This is a genomic window from Halobaculum sp. MBLA0147, from assembly GCF_041361345.1.
In the GTDB taxonomy this organism is placed as follows: Archaea; Halobacteriota; Halobacteria; order Halobacteriales; family Haloferacaceae; genus JAHENP01.
This window is the reverse complement of sequence record NZ_JBGKAD010000001.1, coordinates 2,316,014-2,333,074: the sequence shown is the minus strand read 5'-3', so window position 1 is coordinate 2,333,074 and position 17,061 is coordinate 2,316,014. Positions and strand designations below refer to the sequence as shown.

Below are 17,061 nucleotides of genomic sequence, written 5' to 3'. Positions count from 1 at the left end.
CCCCCGAGCGCGAACGGAACACACCCGTCTGGGAACGGTCTCAGACGTCGAACCCTCGTGTCGACCCCGTCTCGACTCGGACGACGCGATCGGCCTCTTCGAGCACCCACGTCGAGAACGAGTCGGCGTCCCTCGTCGGTTCCTCGTCCGGCAACAGCGAGTAGACGGGTGGGTCGTCTCCGGCACTCGTGTCGAAGAACTGGAACGAGTAGCCCTGGTGGCCGAGGAAGACGAAGTGTGTGTCCCCGAACACGAAGTCCAGCCCCCAGTCTTCCAGTCGCTGCTCCGCGTACTCTCGTTGGGCGGGTAGCGTGTCGACGGTGACGTCTTCGCCGACGAAGAGCGGCCCCGACTCACGCCCGAACTGTCGAAGACAGGACCGGTACGTCTCGGGGAACTCGACACCGAACGTTCGCTCTACGTCTCCGACTTCGTCCCGTGAACAGCCGGCGAAGTCGTCCCACTCTGCGACTCCCGCCTCGACGAGGCGTCGGACTACCCGTCGGCCCAGATAGTGGTCGACCGTCATCTCTCGTACTCCGATCCGTAGCTGATCGACACTGTCGATTCGCCACTCCCTCGATCGAACTCCGATTCGAGCGCACTCAGGACGATCCGGCACGAGCGACACGGTCTGCGTTCCGAGAAGATGTGTATCTCACCACTCTCGGAACCGAGATCGAACTCTCGGATCACGTGTTCTGCGATCTTCACTTCGCTGTCCCACATTCCTCTGGACTGGAGGTCGTTGTCGTCGGCACGATGGTCGAACACACGCTCGTCTTTGAACGGACCAGGTAGCAGTGGGTTGCTCTCGTCGCCCTCTCCAGCCTGCCGCTTCCCGCTGGCCGCAGCCATCCAGAACTCGGTGTCTCCTACCGAAACCTTCGCTACGGCAAGATTTCTGTCGTACTCCCCGCCGATCTCGTCCCGTTCGGGGAGTTCCGCTACGTCGACCCGGAGTCGTCTCGTCACGTCGTCTCCGACAGAGGGTCGAATCCGCGTGCTGCCGGACTCTGCCTCGTGTAGCAGCTCCCGATCCTCGTCAACGTACTGAACGATCTCGAACGAGGACGCCCACGCGTCGAGTGGTTCCGAGGTGGGGTTCTGTGCGTTCAGTCGCTGGAGGTGGATCGTGACAGATCGACTGTCGTCGTCCCCGTTTTGGGTGGCACGGAAAACTCGACGAGTGATACCGCCGGCTACTCTCTCGGGGTCCGCTTCCTCTCTATCGGTCGACAGTGGCGCGTCCGTCGGTAGCATCGACACCGCTCCGCGCGTCTGCTGACGGACGTGTGCCAACTCGTGGACGAGTACGTGCTGACCCTCCACAGATTCGGGGTCGTACTCGCCGGCACCGAACGCGACGTGATTGCCCACGGTGAACGCGCGGGCGTCGAGTTCGTCGGCGGCCGCGGCGGCTTTCGGCCCAGTGTGAATCCGTACGTCACCGAACGAATCGCCCATCCGCTCCTCGACCGCACGTTGGACCGCCGGATTGAGCGACCGGCCCGGTGAACTGAGCACCTCACGGACCGAGTCGGGCACGTCTGTCTGTCCGTCGCGGCCCTCGCGGTCGTCCTCGAAGATGTCGGTGGTGTTGCGCCACAGGGAGTTGTCGTTGAAGTCGTCGATGTACCACGGAATCGGCGTCCCCTTGTGCCGGCGGTAGGCTTGGATGCTCTCGCGATCTCCCATCGCGTCGGTCGGTACACCTTCCTCGACCCACTGGTCGAACAGCCGTCCGTAGCGTTTCTCCATCCGCTGGAGTGTCTTGTACTCGTCCGTGTCCTCGATCTCGCGTTGGTAGTACGCCTCGGCCTCTTCCCACGAGGGGTTCGTACCAGGGCCAGCGGACTCACGCCGGACGGCGTCGCCCTCGCCGCTCCACCACTCCCACGAGTCGTCCGACTGACGTGTCCGCTCTCGCTCTCCGGACGGTCCGGTATCGTAGTTCTCTCGTGACGCGTACTCTCGCCCCATCTGTTCGTCGTTATGATATTTCAACCACATCAGTAATAGTCGTTTCGTCCATGTACTGTGTTCGATGTGGAACACAGTCGAACTGGTCCCGACGGCGCATCGGTCGGGCGACCCAATCCGTCGTCTCCCCAGTTGGGACACCACGTGTCGATCCCTCTCCGCGTGTCGAGCCGCCCGTCACCACACCCCACACCGGCACGTGCGTCCGACTCCGCCCGGTTTTAGCCGGGGGCGACCGGAGGGTGGGTAGTGAGTCGTCTCGATCGGATCGCAGTCGTGTTGGCCGCGTCGAACCGGTTCGCCGCCGGCATCCTGATGGGGACGGGACTGGCCTTCTACGTCGGCGAGGCCGGCGGCTCGGCGTCGCTCGTGGGCGCGGTGACGACCGCCTACTTCCTGGGGATGATGCTGCTGTCGCCCGTCTGGGGTGCGATCGCGGACGTGACGGGCCGACGGCGGCTGGTGTTGCTCGTGACCGGGCTCGCCGCGACCGCCGCAGTGTTGCCGCTGTTGGTCGTGCCGGGGTTGGACAGTACCGTCTCGCTGGCGCCGCTGCCGGTCTCGATTCCGGGCGTGTACCTCCCGATCGGCGTCCGCGGGCTGTACGCGGTGTTCGCGGTCGGGTTCTCCCCGGTGATGCTCGCCGTCGCCAGCGAGAAGGGTGGCGACGACGGCCGCGGGCAGTCGCTCGGCTTCTTCAACTCCGCGCGAGCGGTCGGGTTCACCGGCGGGCAGTTGGCCGTCGGGTTCCTGCTCGGGGTGCTCGCGCCGGACGGCCTCTACCTCGTGATCGCCGCCGCGTCGCTCGTCTCGACGGTCGCGGCGGTGTTCGTCACCGACCCGACGCCGACCCCCGACGAGCCACCGAGCGCGCGCCGGATCGTCGCGGAGGTGCGTCGCCGACTCTTCCCCGCGGCGGCGGACCGGCAACACTTCTCTCGGAAGGGACTCGGGTGGCTGTACGTCGCGCTCGCGCTGCGGAACACGACCGTCATCGGCGTGATGGGGTTGATGCCGGTGTACCTCCCGAGTCGCCTCGGGTTGACCGAGTTCCAGATGGGTGCGCTGTTGGCGATCAACCCGGCGGCACAGGCGGTGTTCATGCTCGTGTTCGGCCGGCTGACGGATCGTGTCGGTCGGAAGCCGCTGATCGTCGGCGGGATGGCCGGCTCGGGACTGTTCGCAGTGCTGGCGGCGAGTGCCGCGCTCGTCCCCGGCACCGTCGCACGACTGGCGGTCGGGGCCGTCGCCTTCCTGGTGATCGCGGCCGCGTTCTCCGCGATGACGACCGGCGCGCTCGCGTTCATCGGCGACGTGGCACCGCCGGACAGGGAGTCGGAGCTGATGGGACTGCGCTCGACCGCGAAGGGCGTCGGCGGAGTCGTCGGTCCGCTGGTGCTCGGTGGGGTGGCGACCGCGACGAGTTACGAGGTGGCGTTCGGCGTCGGGAGCGGGCTCGCCGTCGTCGCCGCCGGGCTCGCCGCCGTCGCGCTCACGGAGAGTCGCCCGGCGAGTCTCGGCGGACCCGCTCCGGCACCCGGCGACGACTGAGGCTCCGGGGTCTCCAGGCGGGCACCCGATCCGGGTGACGCCGGACCGTCGGAAGTAAGAGTCGAGCGGGTGAATCACGCGTATGGCCGAGTTCGACCCGGAGAAGTTCGAGGACAAGTACGCCCACTACTTCACGGAGCTCCAGCGTGCGTACAAGGACGCCTTCGAGACGATGAACGGGACGTACGACTCCGAGTTGATCCACGGGATCGACCAGCAGATCTTGAACGAGTCCGAGCCGTTCTACGACGAGGAGACCGGCACCTTCCGCGTCAAGTTACCCGACGAGCCGACCGAGCGACTGACCGCCGTCGTCGTCGACGACGAGAAGCTGGAGGCGACACTCGACCGCTACGTCGCGGAGATCGAGACACAGCTGTACGACGTGTTCGGCCTCGAACCGCCTGCCGACGAGTGAGCGTGAGGCGGTGGTGAGGACGGAGACCGGGAGGGTCGGCGTCCGCCGGACGACTCGGGAGTCGGCGTCCGCCGGACGACTCAGTAGACGACGTTCGCCAGGAGGGTCGAGAGTCCGTTGCGGTCGACCTCCTCGCGGTAGTCGTCCGTGAGCACGAGCCGCTGGCGGGGGCGTCCCATCTCCAGCGTCTCCTTCTCCGTGGTGATGACGCCCATCTCCTCCAACTTCCCCTTCTTGCGGGAGAAGGTGGCCTTCGAGGCGAGGCCGATGTCCTCACCCCACTTGCTCACGTCGTAGTGGAGCAGTTCGTGTTTGGCGGCGACGAGGAGCGACGCCACCACCTCGTCCAACTCCGTGGTGTCGCGCGCCTCGGCGGCGCCGTCCAACACGCGGTCGAAGTCCTCGCGAGCGTCCGGCCGGAACTCCGCGTCCATCGTGTCGCGAACCACCGACAACGGGGGCGTCCGGAGGTCGAACGACTCCGCACGCTCCCAGTTGCGCTCACACCACTCGTACGTCTCCGCGACGAACTCCGCGTCGTCGGTGAGCAACGTCCCGCGTGCGGTGTCGACGTGGACCGGCGCGTACAGCGACGACTCCGAGACGAGCACCGTCGTGTTCTGCGTCGGCTCGCGCTCGCCGAGCGCGAGGTACCCCTCGTCGACGAGGTCGGCCGCACGCGAAGCGACGAGGAAGTCACGCCGGACCTTCCGGAGCTCCTCGCCGATTCCGAGCACGCGCAGCGTCGGGAGGTCACCGTCGAACGCCTCCGCGGCGTCGACCAACTCCTCCACGTCGTCTGCAGTCGCGTTCGTCAGGTACACGACGCCGTCCGTCTCCGCGAACAACTCCGAGACCGTCTCCCCCGGGCCGTCTGGAACGAATCCTGCACTCATACCTCTGTCAGTGGTACGTTCCCGTGTCACTTAATACCAGTGGGTGCCCGAGGTAATCTATTCGACAGGGAAGACAACAGCATAATTCAATACGGTAATTAGCGATTGTTGTGGGAACATATATATTCGCGCAGTGTAAGCGTCTCGGTATGACATACCGTGGAATCAGAGAACGGATCGGGTCGTCGCAGGTAGCCGCCAAGCTCGCGTCGCGTCCACGACTCCTCACGTTACTGGTGTTGTCGGTGGCGTTGCTCGCGGTCCAGGGAACGGTCGCGGCAGAGGCGGACTGTGCGACGTGTGTCACCACGAGCGGCGACGACGACGTGAAGATCGGTCCCTGACTCTCCCGCCGCGGGACCGATCACTCGAGACGTGTGATCAGTTGTTCAGGCCAGTACAGTGACTTCTCGTAGACGACGGGTGCGTCCGTCGACGAGAGGTACGACAGGAGTCCGTCGGTGTCGACCTCGTACACCCTGTCGGTCCCGACGAGGTGGCGGCGGTCGAGGTCGTCGAGCGACCCCCGTGCGCTGACGCCCGTGATCCACGGCGCGCTGTTCTCCGACAACAGGAGGTACGAGTCGGGACCGTCATCGAACAGGTACAGTCCGCTCGCGACGATGGAGTCGTTCTGTGTGAGGACGTGTGTCCCGTCGCCGACGACCGCGTAGTCTTTCGGCGTCATCAGTTGTCCACGAGCGTAGTCGAGGGCGCGCTCGATACAGAACCCGTTCATGATGAGTCGTGCGAAGTCGACCCCGACCTCGACGGCGTCGTCGTTCGTGACGCTCTCGAAGGTGACACCTCCACCGACACTCCCCTTCTCGACGAGCGCGCGTCCCTCCGGGAACGACCCACACGCGTTCAGGAAGAACGTCTGTGTGTTCGACTCCGAGAGGGTCGTGGTCGAGAAGAACCCGTTCGTACACTCCAGTCCGTCGTCGTCCCGGTGGCCGATGAAGTGGACCAGGTCGTTGCGTGACTCGAAGATCCGAGCGAGTTCTGCGGTCGAGACGTTCTCTCGCAGCGAGAGGTCGACGCCGAGTTCGTCGGCCCGGCGCTCGTACTGGGTGACGATCTCCGCGTGTTCGTCACGCATGTCGGCGTCGTCGTCGTTCGACAGCCCCAGTTGCCGTTGCCCACTGTCGTTGACGACCGTCACGATCGACAGGTTCGAGTCGGAACCGTCGAGGTACTTCCGGTGGTTCTCGTACGCCTCGGGGAACGTCTTGAACACGTCGATCGGGACCTTCTCGGCCAGCCAGCCGTGCGACTGGCCGGGACCGAGGACCGGGTTCACGAGGTCGACGTTGGAGATCTCGCGCGTGACCCGGAGTGTGGCGTCGTCGTCCGTCCGCGGGTGTTCGAGGTGGGAGGTGTCCTCGGACACCTCCCCCGGCGACTCCCGGGTGTCACCGCTCGCCTCGGTGTCGTCCGACCGAGTCGCCGACGGCTCCGACCTGGCGGCCGTCGTGCCGGGCGCGACCCGTCTGGCCTGTTCGTGCGAGGTGTCGTAGCCGTCGTTGACGGTGAGTCGGAGCCACTCCTTCTTCGAGAGTGGTTCCGACTCCGGTGCGAACAGGTGTGGGACGTTCGAGAGGAGGTGTGGTAACACGACGACGTTCTCGAACGTCGGATCGACGTGCATCGTCAGGTGCCACTCTGGAAACTCGTTGGCGACCCGTTCGTACGGGAGCTGCAAGTACCGTCTGACACGCGTCGCGAGCGGCGTCTGGTACAGCGCCGTCGTGTCGAGGTCGAGGTCGTCGGCGACGTGAGACACCGAGAGGTCGTCTCCGTGCGGGCCGGCCACACGCACTACGCAGTCGAGGTAGAAGCAGCGGCGGAGGATCGCCGCCGTCTCCGCCTGGTACTCGCGGCCGTGGCCGAGTGACCGGCGGTGCCCGTCGAGGTCGAGGTGCGGATCGACTCCGGACTCGACGGTCACCCGTGCGCCGAGGTAGTGTGCCAGCGACGCGCCGGTCACGAGGTACTCCAACTCTCGCGGGACGACGAGTTCGATCCCGGTGTCCGGGCGTCGCTCCCAGACGCTCGAGGGGACGTGCGTCCGATTGCCGAACTCGACGCGTGGCGGTTCCTCGCGACGCGTCGGCCACGTCCGGTCGGGTGAGGTGTCCTCGTTTGCGGCCGACATCGCAGTGAGTGCAGTCGCCACTCCGTCGAGACTCCGGTCGACGGTGACGGACCGGTCCGGCGTGTCGACGAGACTCTCGAACCCGATCGAGACGGCCGACCGCTCGGGCCACGAGAGTCTGACCGTGTCCGCGTCGACGGACGCGAGGGTCGCCGGCCCGTCGAACCTGACGAACACGCGCACGTTCGCGTCGAACCGGACGACGTACCGGCCGGCGCCGAGGTCGACGCCGTCGGCACCACGGGAGAACTCCCGTCGCGTCCCGTCGTCGAGCGAGACGATCCGCGCGTACACGGGCGGGAACCCGAGTGCGTCGGCCGCCCCCGCTACCCGGAGATCGAGTTCGTCGGGTCCTTCCTCGCGTGTCGCCAGTGCGTCCGCGACCGCCGGTGTCGTCTCCGCGCCACCCCATCCGTCGGTCCGGATCGTCACGCGACTCTTCCCGGCGTCGACGACTCGGAACCCCTCTTCCGTCCAGTTGAGACGCATCGTGTGCCCACCCGCCCGTTGGGGGAGTACCCATTTCTGTGTTCCCCACGCGCTAGACGGTCTCACGTCACACGACCTACGCGCTCTCGTCACGCGCCGCACGAACCGCGTCTCGTCGCGGTCGTCCGCGGTCCCGCAAGACCTAAACGCGGTCCGAGACAACGAGTATCCATGAGCGTGGACAGCGAGGGGGGCGACGACGACCTCCGCGAGCGGATCACGAACTTCCTGCGTCGGAACTTCCCGCAGATCCAGATGCACGGCGGGAGCGCCGCGATCCAGAGTCTCGACCGCGAGTCGGGCGAGGTACACATCCAGTTGGGCGGTGCCTGTTCCGGCTGTGGCATCTCGCCGATGACGATCCAGGCGATCAAGTCGCGGATGACCAAAGAGATTCCCGAGATCACCGAAGTCCACGCCGACACCGGCATGGGCGGCGGTGCCGACGGCGATCTCGGCGGCATGGGCCACTCCGACGGCGGCATGTCTCCCTCGTTCCCCGGCGACTCCGAGGGTGACGACGGCGAAGACGACGAGGGCCCGCAGGCGCCGTTCTAAAGCGACCTTTTTCACTCCTCGGGTGGCGCGCGCCGCGCGCCACCCGAGGAAAAAAGCTCGATCAAAAAGGGCCGCGAGCGCGCCGCACGGCGCGCTCGCGGTCGGTGTGCTGGCGGCGGCCGCACCGCGACCGCCGCCGCAACCGCACCGCCACAGCACCACCGCTACCGCACCGCCACCGCACCACCACCGCTGCTGCCGCAACCGCACCGCCACAGCACCACCGCTGCCGCCGCAACCGCACCGCTACCGCACCACCACCGCTACCGCACCGCCACCGCACCACCACCGCTGCTGCCGCAACCGCACCGCCACAGCACCACCGCTGCCGCCGCAACCGCACCGCTACCGCACCACCACCGCTACCGCACCGCCACCGCACCACCACCGCTGCTGCCGCAACCGCACCGCCACAGCACCACCGCTGCCGCCGCAACCGCACCGCTACCGCACCACCACCGCTACCGCACCGCTACCGCACCGCCACCGCACCACCACCGCGACCGCCACCGCACCGCGACGAACTACTCTGAACTCCCCAGTCGCACTGCGCTCTCCGCGACTCCCTCACCCAACTCGCCCAACCGGTCGGCGATGTCCCCGTCCGTCAACTCGTGGGCCGCCGCTGCACCGATCTCGCCGTCCGCGGTCGCCGCCTCTCGCTCCGCGAACTTCTCGTAGGCGTTGCGGATCCCGACTTGCTTCGGGTGAACCCACCCGTGGACCCCGCGGATCGTGATCCGCATGTGGTCCAGCGTACTCCCGAACGAGCCCCCGCCCGCAGTCGCGACGAGCCCGACCACCGTGTCCTCGTACTCGTCGAAGGAACACCAGTCGTGGAAACTCCGGAACGTCGAAGAGTACGAGCCGTGGTACACCGGCGACCCGAGCAAGACGCCGTCCGCACGCCGCACTCGTTCCAGTGCCGCCGCCACGTCACCCGTCCCCTCGGCGTCCCAGTCCGGGTGGTACAGGGGCAGTTCCAACTCCGGGTCACCCAGATCGAGGAAGTCCGTCTCTGCGCCGGCCGCCGCGGCGGCGTCCAGCGCGTAGTGGAGCGCAGACCGCGTGTAGCTACCCTCGCGGCGAGAACCACACACGGCGATCACACGTGGGGTCTCGGTCATACGCCGCGGTTGGTGAAGCCCGGCCAAGAGGGCGTCGGACTCGCGAGCCCTACTTCACCGTCACGTACGTCAGCGTCGCGACGGCGACGAACTGCACCGACCGCGTCACCAACACGGCCGTCTGGACGCCCGGATCGCCGGCGTAGAGACTCTGCATCGAGAAGAAGTAGTACAACGCCACCCCGTTCTCGACGAGCAACGCGACCGCGAACCCGACGAGCCCGAGCACGAACCGCGTGCCGAACGTCCGGTAGTTGCGGAGCCACACCCCCAACAACACGCCCAACAACAGCAGGTTCACACCCGCGACCGCCGAGGCCGCCAGGATCTGTTGACCCATCGCCATCTCACTCCACCTCCTCCGAGTGCTCGCGGTCGGCGCGCTCCCCGCCGTCGGGACTCGGCTCCGGTTCGGTGTCGGCCTCCGGGGCGTGCTCGTCGAGGTCGAGCGTCCCGGCGATCTCCTCGAACGTCTCTCGGTGGCGTTCGAACTCGTCGGTGAGGAAGTGGAGCTTCGCGTACTGTTCGTCGCTCGTCTCCACGACCCCGTGATCGGTGAGCATGTCCAGGTGGTGTCGTACCGTCTTGTAGTCCACGTCGAGTTCCTCCGCGAGTTCGTTGGCGTTCTTCGGTCGACGGGAGAGGGCACGCAACACACGCACGCGGTTCTCGCCGCCCCGCGTCGCGGTCAACAGGTACCACAGTGCCTTCTCCATCGTCCGATCCCCGTCGTCGGATCGACGCCCGCCGCCGGAATAAAGACTCGGACGGATCACACCGCCGGCGCCAGGCCGACTCTCGCGGTCGCCTCCGCCGGCCCCGCCCGAGCGACACCGTCCGGAGCCGGCCTGCGGAGTGGCGTGACCGCGCTCGCCGCGACTCACACGACTTTTTCACCCAGGGAGCGCCATCGCCGAGCATGGACACCGACGCCATCGCCTTCGGGACGGACGGCTGGCGGGACACACTCGACGTGTTCACCGACGAGCGCGTACGTGCCGTCGGGCAGGCGGTCGCCGACTACCTCGTCGCCGAGGTCGTGTCGGACGACGCGGTCGAGGAGACGGGGAGTCCCGAAGACGGGACGCACGGGACGGTGCTCGTCGGCTACGACGCCCGCCCCAGCTCCGAGGGGTTCGCGGAGTCGCTGGCGGACGTCCTCGCCGGCAACGGGTTCGACGTGTGTCTCCCCGAACGAGACTGCCCGACGCCGCTGGTCGCCCACGGGATCGTCGACCGCGACGCGCTCGGGGCGCTGGTGGTCACCGCCTCGCACAACCCGCCCGAGTACAACGGCGTGAAGTTCGTCCCCGGCGACGGCGCACCCGCACTGCCGGCCGTCACCGACGAGATCGTCGCCCGGCTCCGGGCTCCCGAGCCCGACGCGACCGGCGCCGCACGCGGCGTGATCCGGCGCGTCGACCTCCAGACCCCCCACGCCGAGGCCGCCCGCGGTCTCGTCGGGCGGTACGTCGACGGCACGACCACTCCGGAGGGCACGGTGGACCTCTCCGGGCTCACCGTCGCGTACGACGCGATCCACGGGAGCGGCCGCGGCGTCACCGACGCGCTCCTGTCGAGTGCCGGTGCGGACGTGATCCGCCTCCGGACGGACCGGGACCCGGAGTTCGGCGGCGTCTCCCCGGAGCCGTCCGAAGAGTACCTCAACGAACTCGTCGCGACGGTGCGGGAGGGTGAAGCCGACTTGGGCATCGCCAACGACGGCGACGCGGATCGACTCGCCGTGGTGACGCCCGAGCGGGGTGTAGTCGACGAGAACCTCTTCTTCGCGGCGACGTACGACGCGCTGTTGGCGGCCGAGACCGGGCCGGCGGTGCGGACGGTGTCGACGACGTTCCTGATCGACCGGATCGCGGAGGCTCACGGGACGGAGACGGTCGAGACCCCGGTCGGGTTCAAGTGGGTCGCCGAGGCGATGGCCGACGACGACGCGCTGATGGGCGGCGAGGAGTCCGGCGGCTTCTCCGTCCGGGGGCACGTCCGCGAGAAGGACGGTGTGGCGGTGGCGCTGCTGGCGGCCGCCGTCCAGGCGGTCGAGTCGTACGACGACCGCCTCGACCGCATCGCGGCCGAGTACGGGGAGATCGTCGCGGACAAGACGAGCGTCGACTGTCCGGACGCCGCGAAGACGCCCGTGATCGAGGCGCTGGGCGAGTCGATCCCCGACACCGTCGCCGGCCGGGGTGTCGCGGACGTGGTGACCGTCGACGGGTTCAAACTCCTCTTGGACGACGGCTCGTGGCTGCTCGTCCGGCCGAGCGGGACGGAGCCGAAGGTGCGAGTGTACGCGGAGGCGGCCGACGGCGACGCGACCGAAGCGCTGTTGGCCGCCGGTCGAGAACTCGTCGAACCGGTCGTCGACCGCGTGACCGGTGCGTGACCTGCGCGGCGGCGAACCGTGGAGCCGCGACGAGTGACCTGCGCGGCGGCGAACCGTGGAGCCGCGACGAGTGACCTGCGCGGCGGCGAACCGTGGAGCCGCGACGAGTGACCTGCGCGGCGGCGAACCGTGGAGCCGCGACGAGCGCGACCCTCGGGCGAGTCGTCGCTACTCCTTCCAGCCGACGAGGCGGTTGCGGACACCAGGACGAGTCTGCCAGATCTCGAAGTCGAGTGCCTCGTAGAACGGACGTACGTCGTCGTCGAACGCGACGGTCAGCGGGCCGTCGGTGCGCTCGACGGCAGACTCGACGAGCGCGCGGCCGATCCCCTCGCCGCGGTGGGGGTACTTCACCGCCACCGCGTCGACGTGGGTCGGCTCGTGGCCCTGTCCCCACGTCTCCGGGTCGGCCGGTGGGTCGTCTGCGCGTTTCATCGCGTCGGCCAGGAGGTGTCGGTCGAGACTCCGGTCTGGTGGCGTCCGGACGAGCGTGCCGACCACGTCTTCGTCCTCGCCTCTGACGGCGACGAGCACGTACCGCGCACCCAACATCCTGTGGAGGTTGTCCGGCTTCCGCAACATCGCGCCGTCCAGGACGTACTGGACCGGGATCAACTCGCCCGGTTCCCCGCACCGGACGAGCACGTCCTCGGGGGCGCAGTCGGGCGTCCGCGGTGGGCGGTCCTCCTCGGGGAGGTCGCTGAACTGCCGGTGGTACCGTTCGCGGAAGTCCACGGTCAACCCCCCTTGACGAGCCGGAGCAGTTCGACGTGCGACTCGGAGACGGTGCCGTCCTCGGCGACGGGCGTCCCGTCGACGAGCACGCTCACCTCGTGTGGGGAGTAGCCCGCGGCCCGACAGAGGTCCGCGTACGTCGCGTCCTCGGCGAGGGAGACCGTCGCCGTCTCCTCGCCGACGATCTCGCAGGTCACGTTCACACCCCCGCGTTGGACGGGGGTCGGTTTCAGCGTTGCGAGCGGACGCGAGTGACACGAGGGAGACGGGTCGGAGATCGGGTGGGCTCGACCGGGAGCGGAGGTGTCGGTTCCCGACCGATCGGGTCACGGTGCGGCGGTCGTCTCGGCGTGGTCGTCGCCACTCGCGAGTGGCCGGACGACGAGGTCGTCGTACGGGAACACCGGTCGCCGGCCGTCGTCCGTCTCTCGGAGGCGGACCACGCCGAGCGACGCGAGGGTGTCGAGCGAGCGCGCGACGGCGCGCTCCGTGCGGTCGAGTCGCGCCGCGAGCGCGGCGGTCGTCGCCGGCCGTTCTGACCGGATCGTACGGAGGAGTTCGTACGTCTCGGCGTCGAACACCGCCGTCAACTGGTCACTCGTCGCGAACCGAACAGTCGCCGGCTCGTCGACGGCGTCTCCCTCCGCGAGCCGTTCGACGGCCTCTCGACCGTCCGCGTACGTGTCGTCCGGGTCCCCGACCGTGACGATCAGGGTGCGTGTGTCGTGTGTCATCCGTCTGTCGCCTCCGTGAGTGAGCCGAACCGCTGTTTCGGAATCTCTCGCCAGAACCGGTCGTACAGTGTGAGCATACCGGGGAACTCCACCGTTCTCGGTTCTGGATCGGGTGCTACGTGGCACTCGTGTCCCTTCGTCAGTTCGTGAGCATTGTCGTACCGTCGGATCGTGCCGTCTTCGAGTGTTCTCGGTCCGGGTTTGAGTGCTCCGTAGTGAAGGGTGTACCGCCACCCCGACGGGTACGCCTCGTCTCGGGTTCGCCGAACCGAGATTCGTACTAGTGTCCCGTCCTCGTACGTCTGTGATCCAGTGTACTCGTCAGCTGGGACTGTGTCTGTCACTCGACGTGCCCGTGAACCACTGTAGTCAAAATAGCTACGATACTGTCGTGGCACTGTCACCCGCGTCTCGCGGCGTTTATGCCACCGCCCCGCGAAGCGGGAGTATGAGCGACGCCGAGGAGTCAGGTGGGGCGGCGGCACCCGGGCGGGAGGTCTGGATCGAGAAGTACCGACCGCAGACGCTCGACGACGTGAGCGGCCAGGAGAACATCGTCGAGCGGCTCCAGAGTTACATCGCACAGAACGACCTCCCGCACCTGCTGTTCTCGGGGCCCGCCGGGATCGGCAAGACCACCGCCGCACAGGCCATCGCCCGCGAGCTGTACGGCGACGACTGGCAACAGAACTTCCTGGAGCTCAACGCCTCCGACCAGCGCGGGATCGACGTGGTCCGCGACCGCATCAAGAGCTTCGCTCGCGAGTCGTTCTCTCCGAACCACGACCACACGATCATCTTCTTGGACGAGGCAGACTCGTTGACGGACGACGCGCAGGCGGCACTGCGCCGGACGATGGAGCAGTTCTCCGACAACACCCGGTTCGTGTTGTCGTGTAACTACTCCTCGAAGATCATCGACCCGATCCAGTCGCGGTGTGCGGTGTTCCGGTTCTCGCCGCTGTCGGACGCGGCGGTCCGCGAACAGGTCCACCAGATCGCCTCCACGGAGGGGATCGAGGTCACCGAGGACGGCGTCGACGCCCTGGTGTACGCGGCCGACGGCGACATGCGGCGGGCGATCAACTCCCTGCAGGCGGCCGCGACCACCGGCGACACGGTCGACGAGCAGGCCGTCTACGAGATCACCGCGACGGCACGTCCCGAGGAGATCGAGTCGATGGTGGCCGACGCGCTCGCGGGCGACTTCTCGAAGGCGCGGGCGACGCTCGACACGCTGTTGACGGAGACCGGCATCGCCGGCGGCGACGTGATCGACCAGCTCCACCGCTCCGTCTGGGAGTTCGAGCTGGACGACCGCGAGGCCGTCCGCCTGCTCGAACGGATCGGCGAGGCCGACTACCGGATCACCGAGGGCGCCAACGAACAGGTACAACTGGAGGCGCTGCTCGCCTCGCTCGCGCTCGACGAACAGTAGTCGCCACGGGCCGCTCCAGACGGCACGCCCCACACTTATCACCGTCCGCCGTCACCGAGTCGTCGTGGCAGTGACGCCGTCGATCCTCGTCGTCTTCGGGTTGGTCCTCGTGACACTGGTGTTGTTCGTCACGGAGCCGGTGCCGGCCGACACCGTCGCGCTCGGCGTGCTCGTCGCACTCCTCCTACTCGAACCGGTGACGCGACTCCTGACCGACGCCGGGCTGCTCGCCGGACCGATCCAGTTGGTCACCGTCGAGCAGGGTCTCTCCGGGTTCGCGAACGCCGCGACGCTCACCGTCCTGGCGATGTTCGTCCTCAGCGAGGGTGTCCGCCGGACGGGGATCGTCGCCCGCCTCGGAGAGTGGGTCCAGTCGCTCACCGGTGACGCGGAGTCGCGACAGTTGGGTGCGACCATCGGGCTGGTCGCGCCGATCTCCGGGATCGTCAACAACACCGCCGCGGTGGCGATCCTCCTCCCGATGGTGTCGGAGGTCGCCGAACGCGGCGGCACCTCGCCGTCGAAGCTGTTGCTCCCGCTGTCGTACGCCTCGATGGTCGGCGGGACACTGACGCTGATCGGCACGTCGACGAACGTGCTCGCCTCCGACCTGTACGCCCGGCTGGCGCCCGCCGCGGTCGCCCGGCAGTTCGGGATGTTCGAGTTCACCGGACTCGGTGTCGTCCTCCTGGCCGTGGGGACGGGGTACCTCCTCACCGTCGGGCGGTGGCTCACGCCCGAACGGATCGAGCCGCGCGGGAAGTTGACCGACGAGTACGAGATCGGCGAGTACCTCACGGAGGTGGTCGTCGCCGAGGACTCCGCGCTCGTCGGCCAGCGGGTGGCGGACGCGCTCCGGGACACACAGTACGACCTCGACGTGGTACAGTTGATCCGGGACGGCCGGTCGTTCCTCGAGCCACTCGGCGCGAAACAGATCCGCGCGGGCGACGTGTTCGCCCTGCGGACGGACAGAGACACGCTCGTGGAGTTGACCGCCGCCGAGGGGTTGGAGTTGGTGCCGGACGCGACCGTCGACGACGCGGAGTTGGAGACGGCCGAGTCGGGCCAGAACCTCGTGGAGGTGGTGATCGCCCCCGGCACCGAGTTGGTCGGGGAGTCGCTGGCCTCCGTCGCCTTCCGGCAGACGTACGGCGCGACCGTGTTGGCGATCCGACGCGGCGGTGACGTGGTCCGGGAGCGACTGGACCGGATGGAACTCCGTCCCGGCGACACGCTGTTGATCGAGGCGTCGGTCGAGTCCGTCGGCCGGCTCGACGACTCGCGGGAGTTCATCGTCGTCGGGGAGGCGAGCGACGGCGCGGCACGCCGCGAGAAGACGCCGGTCGCGGTCGCCATCGTCGGTGCGGTCGTCGGGCTGGCGGCACTCGGTGTCGCACCCATCGTCGTCACCGCGCTCGCGGGGTCGCTGGCGATGGTCGTCACGGGGTGTCTCGACCCGAACGAGGTGTACGAGGCGGTCCACTGGGACGTGATCTTCCTGTTGGCGGGCGTGATCCCGCTGGGGATCGCCCTCCAGACCTCCGGCGCGGCGGCGCTGCTCGCCGGGCTGGTGGTGGAGGCGGCGGCCGTGCTGCCGCCGCTGGGTGTGTTGGCGCTGTTCTACGTCGTCACGGCGGCGCTGACGAACGTCGTGAGCAACAACGCCAGCGTGGTGTTGATGATCCCCGTGGCGATCCAGACGGCCGTCGAGTTGGGGACGGACCCGCTCGCGTTCGCGATGAGCGTCACCTTCGCGGCGAGCACGGCGTTCGTCACCCCGGTCGGCTACCAGACGAACCTGTTCGTCTACGGCCCCGGCGGCTACGAGTTCTCAGACTACGTCCGCGTCGGCGGCCCGCTGCAACTGCTGTTCGCCGTCGTCACCCCGATCGGCGTCCAGTTCTTCTTCGGGTGAGTGCTCGGGCGAGTGGGGCGAGATTCCGATCGCTCTCGTCTGTCCCCGTGTTCCGCTCGTGAGACGCCGTCCGTAGCGCGCCACTTACCACGCTCGCACCCGTACCCGGAGCCGATCAGAATGAGCGAACCACGCGTCCCGGGTGGCGGCGGCGACACGGCGGAACTGCCGTGCGGGGAGGAGATCCGCGTCCGCGAGGTCGACATGGGGATGCGGGAGTTCCAGTGTGACTGCGGGGAGACGCACGCGGTCGTGACGGACGTACACCCACCGGACCGGTTCCTCCCGGAGTTCCTCGTCGAGACGCTCCGGGAGGCCGTCGAGACGACCAGCGAGGAGATGCCGGAGTTCGACACGCCGCACCTGCTGGGGATCGTGTTGGAGGAGTTCCCGAGCGAGGTGACCGTCGCCGACGTGAGCGAGGACCAAGACGTGGGGTACACGATGCTGTGGTGTTCTTCCTTCGACGCCCGCCGGCTCCACGAGGTGATCGTGGAGTTGGTCGTCGAGTTGATGGAACACGCCGTCTCCCACAGCGACGACACCACCGCCGTCACGTCGTTCGAGGAACGGATGCTGGAGTTCGACGTGAGCGAGTTCGTCGACCAGTACCGCGAGGAACGAAACGTCGAGGAGGAGGACGTGTACGCCTGAG

General features: G+C 67.9%; 18 protein-coding genes and 1 pseudogene. 8 read left to right on the top strand and 11 right to left on the bottom strand.

Going from position 1 to position 17,061, the window contains the following annotated elements:
* Nucleotides 1-40 precede the first annotated feature (40 nt).
* Complete coding sequence (locus RYH80_RS11165; RefSeq protein ID WP_370903950.1) at nt 41-529, bottom strand: SMI1/KNR4 family protein; 489 nt, start codon at nt 527-529, stop codon at nt 41-43.
* A complete protein-coding gene (locus tag RYH80_RS11160) occupies nt 526-1,983 on the bottom strand; it encodes an eCIS core domain-containing protein (protein ID WP_370903949.1) in 1,458 nt (485 codons plus the stop codon). The genes RYH80_RS11165 and RYH80_RS11160 overlap by 4 nt, the downstream gene beginning before the upstream one ends.
* Before the next feature lie 249 nt (nt 1,984-2,232).
* Between RYH80_RS11160 and RYH80_RS11155 the strand changes: the two genes are divergently transcribed.
* Nucleotides 2,233-3,534, top strand: a complete 1,302-nt coding sequence (locus RYH80_RS11155) for an MFS transporter (protein WP_370903948.1) — start codon at nt 2,233-2,235, stop codon at nt 3,532-3,534.
* Nucleotides 3,535-3,616: 82 nt separating this feature from the next.
* Complete coding sequence (locus tag RYH80_RS11150; RefSeq protein ID WP_370903947.1) at nt 3,617-3,952, top strand: DUF5783 family protein; 336 nt, start codon at nt 3,617-3,619, stop codon at nt 3,950-3,952.
* A gap of 80 nt (nt 3,953-4,032) precedes the next feature.
* Here the strand turns inward: RYH80_RS11150 and RYH80_RS11145 are convergent, their stop codons facing one another.
* Nucleotides 4,033-4,848, bottom strand: a complete 816-nt coding sequence (locus tag RYH80_RS11145; protein ID WP_370903946.1) for a transcriptional regulator TbsP domain-containing protein — start codon at nt 4,846-4,848, stop codon at nt 4,033-4,035.
* 149 nt (nt 4,849-4,997) lie between these two features.
* Between RYH80_RS11145 and RYH80_RS11140 the strand changes: the two genes are divergently transcribed.
* The gene (locus tag RYH80_RS11140; RefSeq protein ID WP_370903945.1) at nt 4,998-5,192 is read left to right on the top strand and encodes a hypothetical protein; all 195 of its coding nucleotides are present in this window, start codon (nt 4,998-5,000) and stop codon (nt 5,190-5,192) included.
* 20 nt (nt 5,193-5,212) lie between these two features.
* On the opposite strand, the gene RYH80_RS11135 is transcribed toward RYH80_RS11140, so the two are convergent.
* A complete protein-coding gene (locus tag RYH80_RS11135; RefSeq protein WP_370903944.1) occupies nt 5,213-7,495 on the bottom strand; it encodes a hypothetical protein in 2,283 nt (760 codons plus the stop codon).
* Nucleotides 7,496-7,666: 171 nt separating this feature from the next.
* On the opposite strand from RYH80_RS11135, the gene RYH80_RS11130 reads away from it, so the two are divergent.
* Nucleotides 7,667-8,053: a NifU family protein gene (locus RYH80_RS11130; protein WP_370903943.1), complete on the top strand. Its 387-nt coding sequence runs from the start codon at nt 7,667-7,669 to the stop codon at nt 8,051-8,053.
* A gap of 524 nt (nt 8,054-8,577) precedes the next feature.
* On the opposite strand, the gene RYH80_RS11125 is transcribed toward RYH80_RS11130, so the two are convergent.
* From RYH80_RS11125 to RYH80_RS11115, 3 genes and pseudogenes are all read right to left on the bottom strand, one after another.
* Nucleotides 8,578-9,180, bottom strand: coding sequence for an NADPH-dependent FMN reductase (locus tag RYH80_RS11125; RefSeq protein WP_370903942.1), 603 nt, complete (start codon nt 9,178-9,180; stop codon nt 8,578-8,580).
* Between the two features lie 49 nt (nt 9,181-9,229).
* Nucleotides 9,230-9,526: a DUF8036 family membrane protein gene (locus RYH80_RS11120; protein ID WP_370903941.1), complete on the bottom strand. Its 297-nt coding sequence runs from the start codon at nt 9,524-9,526 to the stop codon at nt 9,230-9,232.
* A gap of 97 nt (nt 9,527-9,623) precedes the next feature.
* A pseudogene (locus RYH80_RS11115) lies at nt 9,624-9,896 on the bottom strand (ArsR/SmtB family transcription factor); the annotation flags it as partial.
* A gap of 203 nt (nt 9,897-10,099) precedes the next feature.
* Between RYH80_RS11115 and RYH80_RS11110 the strand changes: the two are divergent.
* Nucleotides 10,100-11,581: a phosphohexomutase domain-containing protein gene (locus tag RYH80_RS11110; protein ID WP_370903940.1), complete on the top strand. Its 1,482-nt coding sequence runs from the start codon at nt 10,100-10,102 to the stop codon at nt 11,579-11,581.
* Nucleotides 11,582-11,749: 168 nt separating this feature from the next.
* On the opposite strand, the gene RYH80_RS11105 is transcribed toward RYH80_RS11110, so the two are convergent.
* The 4 genes from RYH80_RS11105 to RYH80_RS11090 all read right to left on the bottom strand — a co-directional run bounded on the left by RYH80_RS11105 (nt 11,750) and on the right by RYH80_RS11090 (nt 13,394).
* Nucleotides 11,750-12,316: a hypothetical protein gene (locus RYH80_RS11105; RefSeq protein ID WP_370903939.1), complete on the bottom strand. Its 567-nt coding sequence runs from the start codon at nt 12,314-12,316 to the stop codon at nt 11,750-11,752.
* A 2-nt stretch (nt 12,317-12,318) separates the two neighbouring features.
* A complete protein-coding gene (gene samp2, locus RYH80_RS11100; protein WP_370903938.1) occupies nt 12,319-12,519 on the bottom strand; it encodes a ubiquitin-like small modifier protein SAMP2 in 201 nt (66 codons plus the stop codon).
* Between the two features lie 123 nt (nt 12,520-12,642).
* Entirely contained in the window at nt 12,643-13,050 is a 408-nt protein-coding gene (locus RYH80_RS11095; protein ID WP_370903937.1) for an HVO_A0114 family putative DNA-binding protein, read from the bottom strand.
* On the bottom strand, nt 13,047-13,394 hold the full coding sequence (locus RYH80_RS11090; protein WP_370903936.1) for a toxin-antitoxin system TumE family protein: 348 nt from the start codon (nt 13,392-13,394) through the stop codon (nt 13,047-13,049). The genes RYH80_RS11095 and RYH80_RS11090 overlap by 4 nt, the downstream gene beginning before the upstream one ends.
* A gap of 104 nt (nt 13,395-13,498) precedes the next feature.
* On the opposite strand from RYH80_RS11090, the gene RYH80_RS11085 reads away from it, so the two are divergent.
* The 3 genes from RYH80_RS11085 to RYH80_RS11075 all read left to right on the top strand — a co-directional run bounded on the left by RYH80_RS11085 (nt 13,499) and on the right by RYH80_RS11075 (nt 17,060).
* On the top strand, nt 13,499-14,488 hold the full coding sequence (locus tag RYH80_RS11085; RefSeq protein ID WP_370903935.1) for a replication factor C small subunit: 990 nt from the start codon (nt 13,499-13,501) through the stop codon (nt 14,486-14,488).
* A gap of 64 nt (nt 14,489-14,552) precedes the next feature.
* Nucleotides 14,553-16,406, top strand: coding sequence for an SLC13 family permease (locus RYH80_RS11080; protein ID WP_370903934.1), 1,854 nt, complete (start codon nt 14,553-14,555; stop codon nt 16,404-16,406).
* A gap of 120 nt (nt 16,407-16,526) precedes the next feature.
* The gene (locus RYH80_RS11075) at nt 16,527-17,060 is read left to right on the top strand and encodes a DUF5815 family protein (RefSeq protein WP_370903933.1); all 534 of its coding nucleotides are present in this window, start codon (nt 16,527-16,529) and stop codon (nt 17,058-17,060) included.
* The last annotated feature ends 1 nt before the right edge of the window (nt 17,061 follow it).

Excerpts from the sequence above, each read along its gene's own strand:
- RYH80_RS11095 (WP_370903937.1), bottom strand. The coding sequence starts at position 13,050 with ATGACACACGACACACGCACCCTGATCGTCACGGTCGGGGACCCGGAC.
- RYH80_RS11140 (WP_370903945.1), top strand. The coding sequence starts at position 4,998 with ATGACATACCGTGGAATCAGAGAACGGATCGGGTCGTCGCAGGTAGCC.
- RYH80_RS11130 (WP_370903943.1), top strand. The coding sequence starts at position 7,667 with ATGAGCGTGGACAGCGAGGGGGGCGACGACGACCTCCGCGAGCGGATC.
- RYH80_RS11120 (WP_370903941.1), bottom strand. The coding sequence starts at position 9,526 with ATGGCGATGGGTCAACAGATCCTGGCGGCCTCGGCGGTCGCGGGTGTG.
- RYH80_RS11135 (WP_370903944.1), bottom strand. The coding sequence starts at position 7,495 with ATGCGTCTCAACTGGACGGAAGAGGGGTTCCGAGTCGTCGACGCCGGG.
- RYH80_RS11160 (WP_370903949.1), bottom strand. The coding sequence starts at position 1,983 with ATGGGGCGAGAGTACGCGTCACGAGAGAACTACGATACCGGACCGTCC.
- RYH80_RS11075 (WP_370903933.1), top strand. The coding sequence starts at position 16,527 with ATGAGCGAACCACGCGTCCCGGGTGGCGGCGGCGACACGGCGGAACTG.
- RYH80_RS11085 (WP_370903935.1), top strand. The coding sequence starts at position 13,499 with ATGAGCGACGCCGAGGAGTCAGGTGGGGCGGCGGCACCCGGGCGGGAG.
- RYH80_RS11125 (WP_370903942.1), bottom strand. The coding sequence starts at position 9,180 with ATGACCGAGACCCCACGTGTGATCGCCGTGTGTGGTTCTCGCCGCGAG.
- RYH80_RS11110 (WP_370903940.1), top strand. The coding sequence starts at position 10,100 with ATGGACACCGACGCCATCGCCTTCGGGACGGACGGCTGGCGGGACACA.
- RYH80_RS11165 (WP_370903950.1), bottom strand. The coding sequence starts at position 529 with ATGACGGTCGACCACTATCTGGGCCGACGGGTAGTCCGACGCCTCGTC.
- RYH80_RS11145 (WP_370903946.1), bottom strand. The coding sequence starts at position 4,848 with ATGAGTGCAGGATTCGTTCCAGACGGCCCGGGGGAGACGGTCTCGGAG.
- RYH80_RS11150 (WP_370903947.1), top strand. The coding sequence starts at position 3,617 with ATGGCCGAGTTCGACCCGGAGAAGTTCGAGGACAAGTACGCCCACTAC.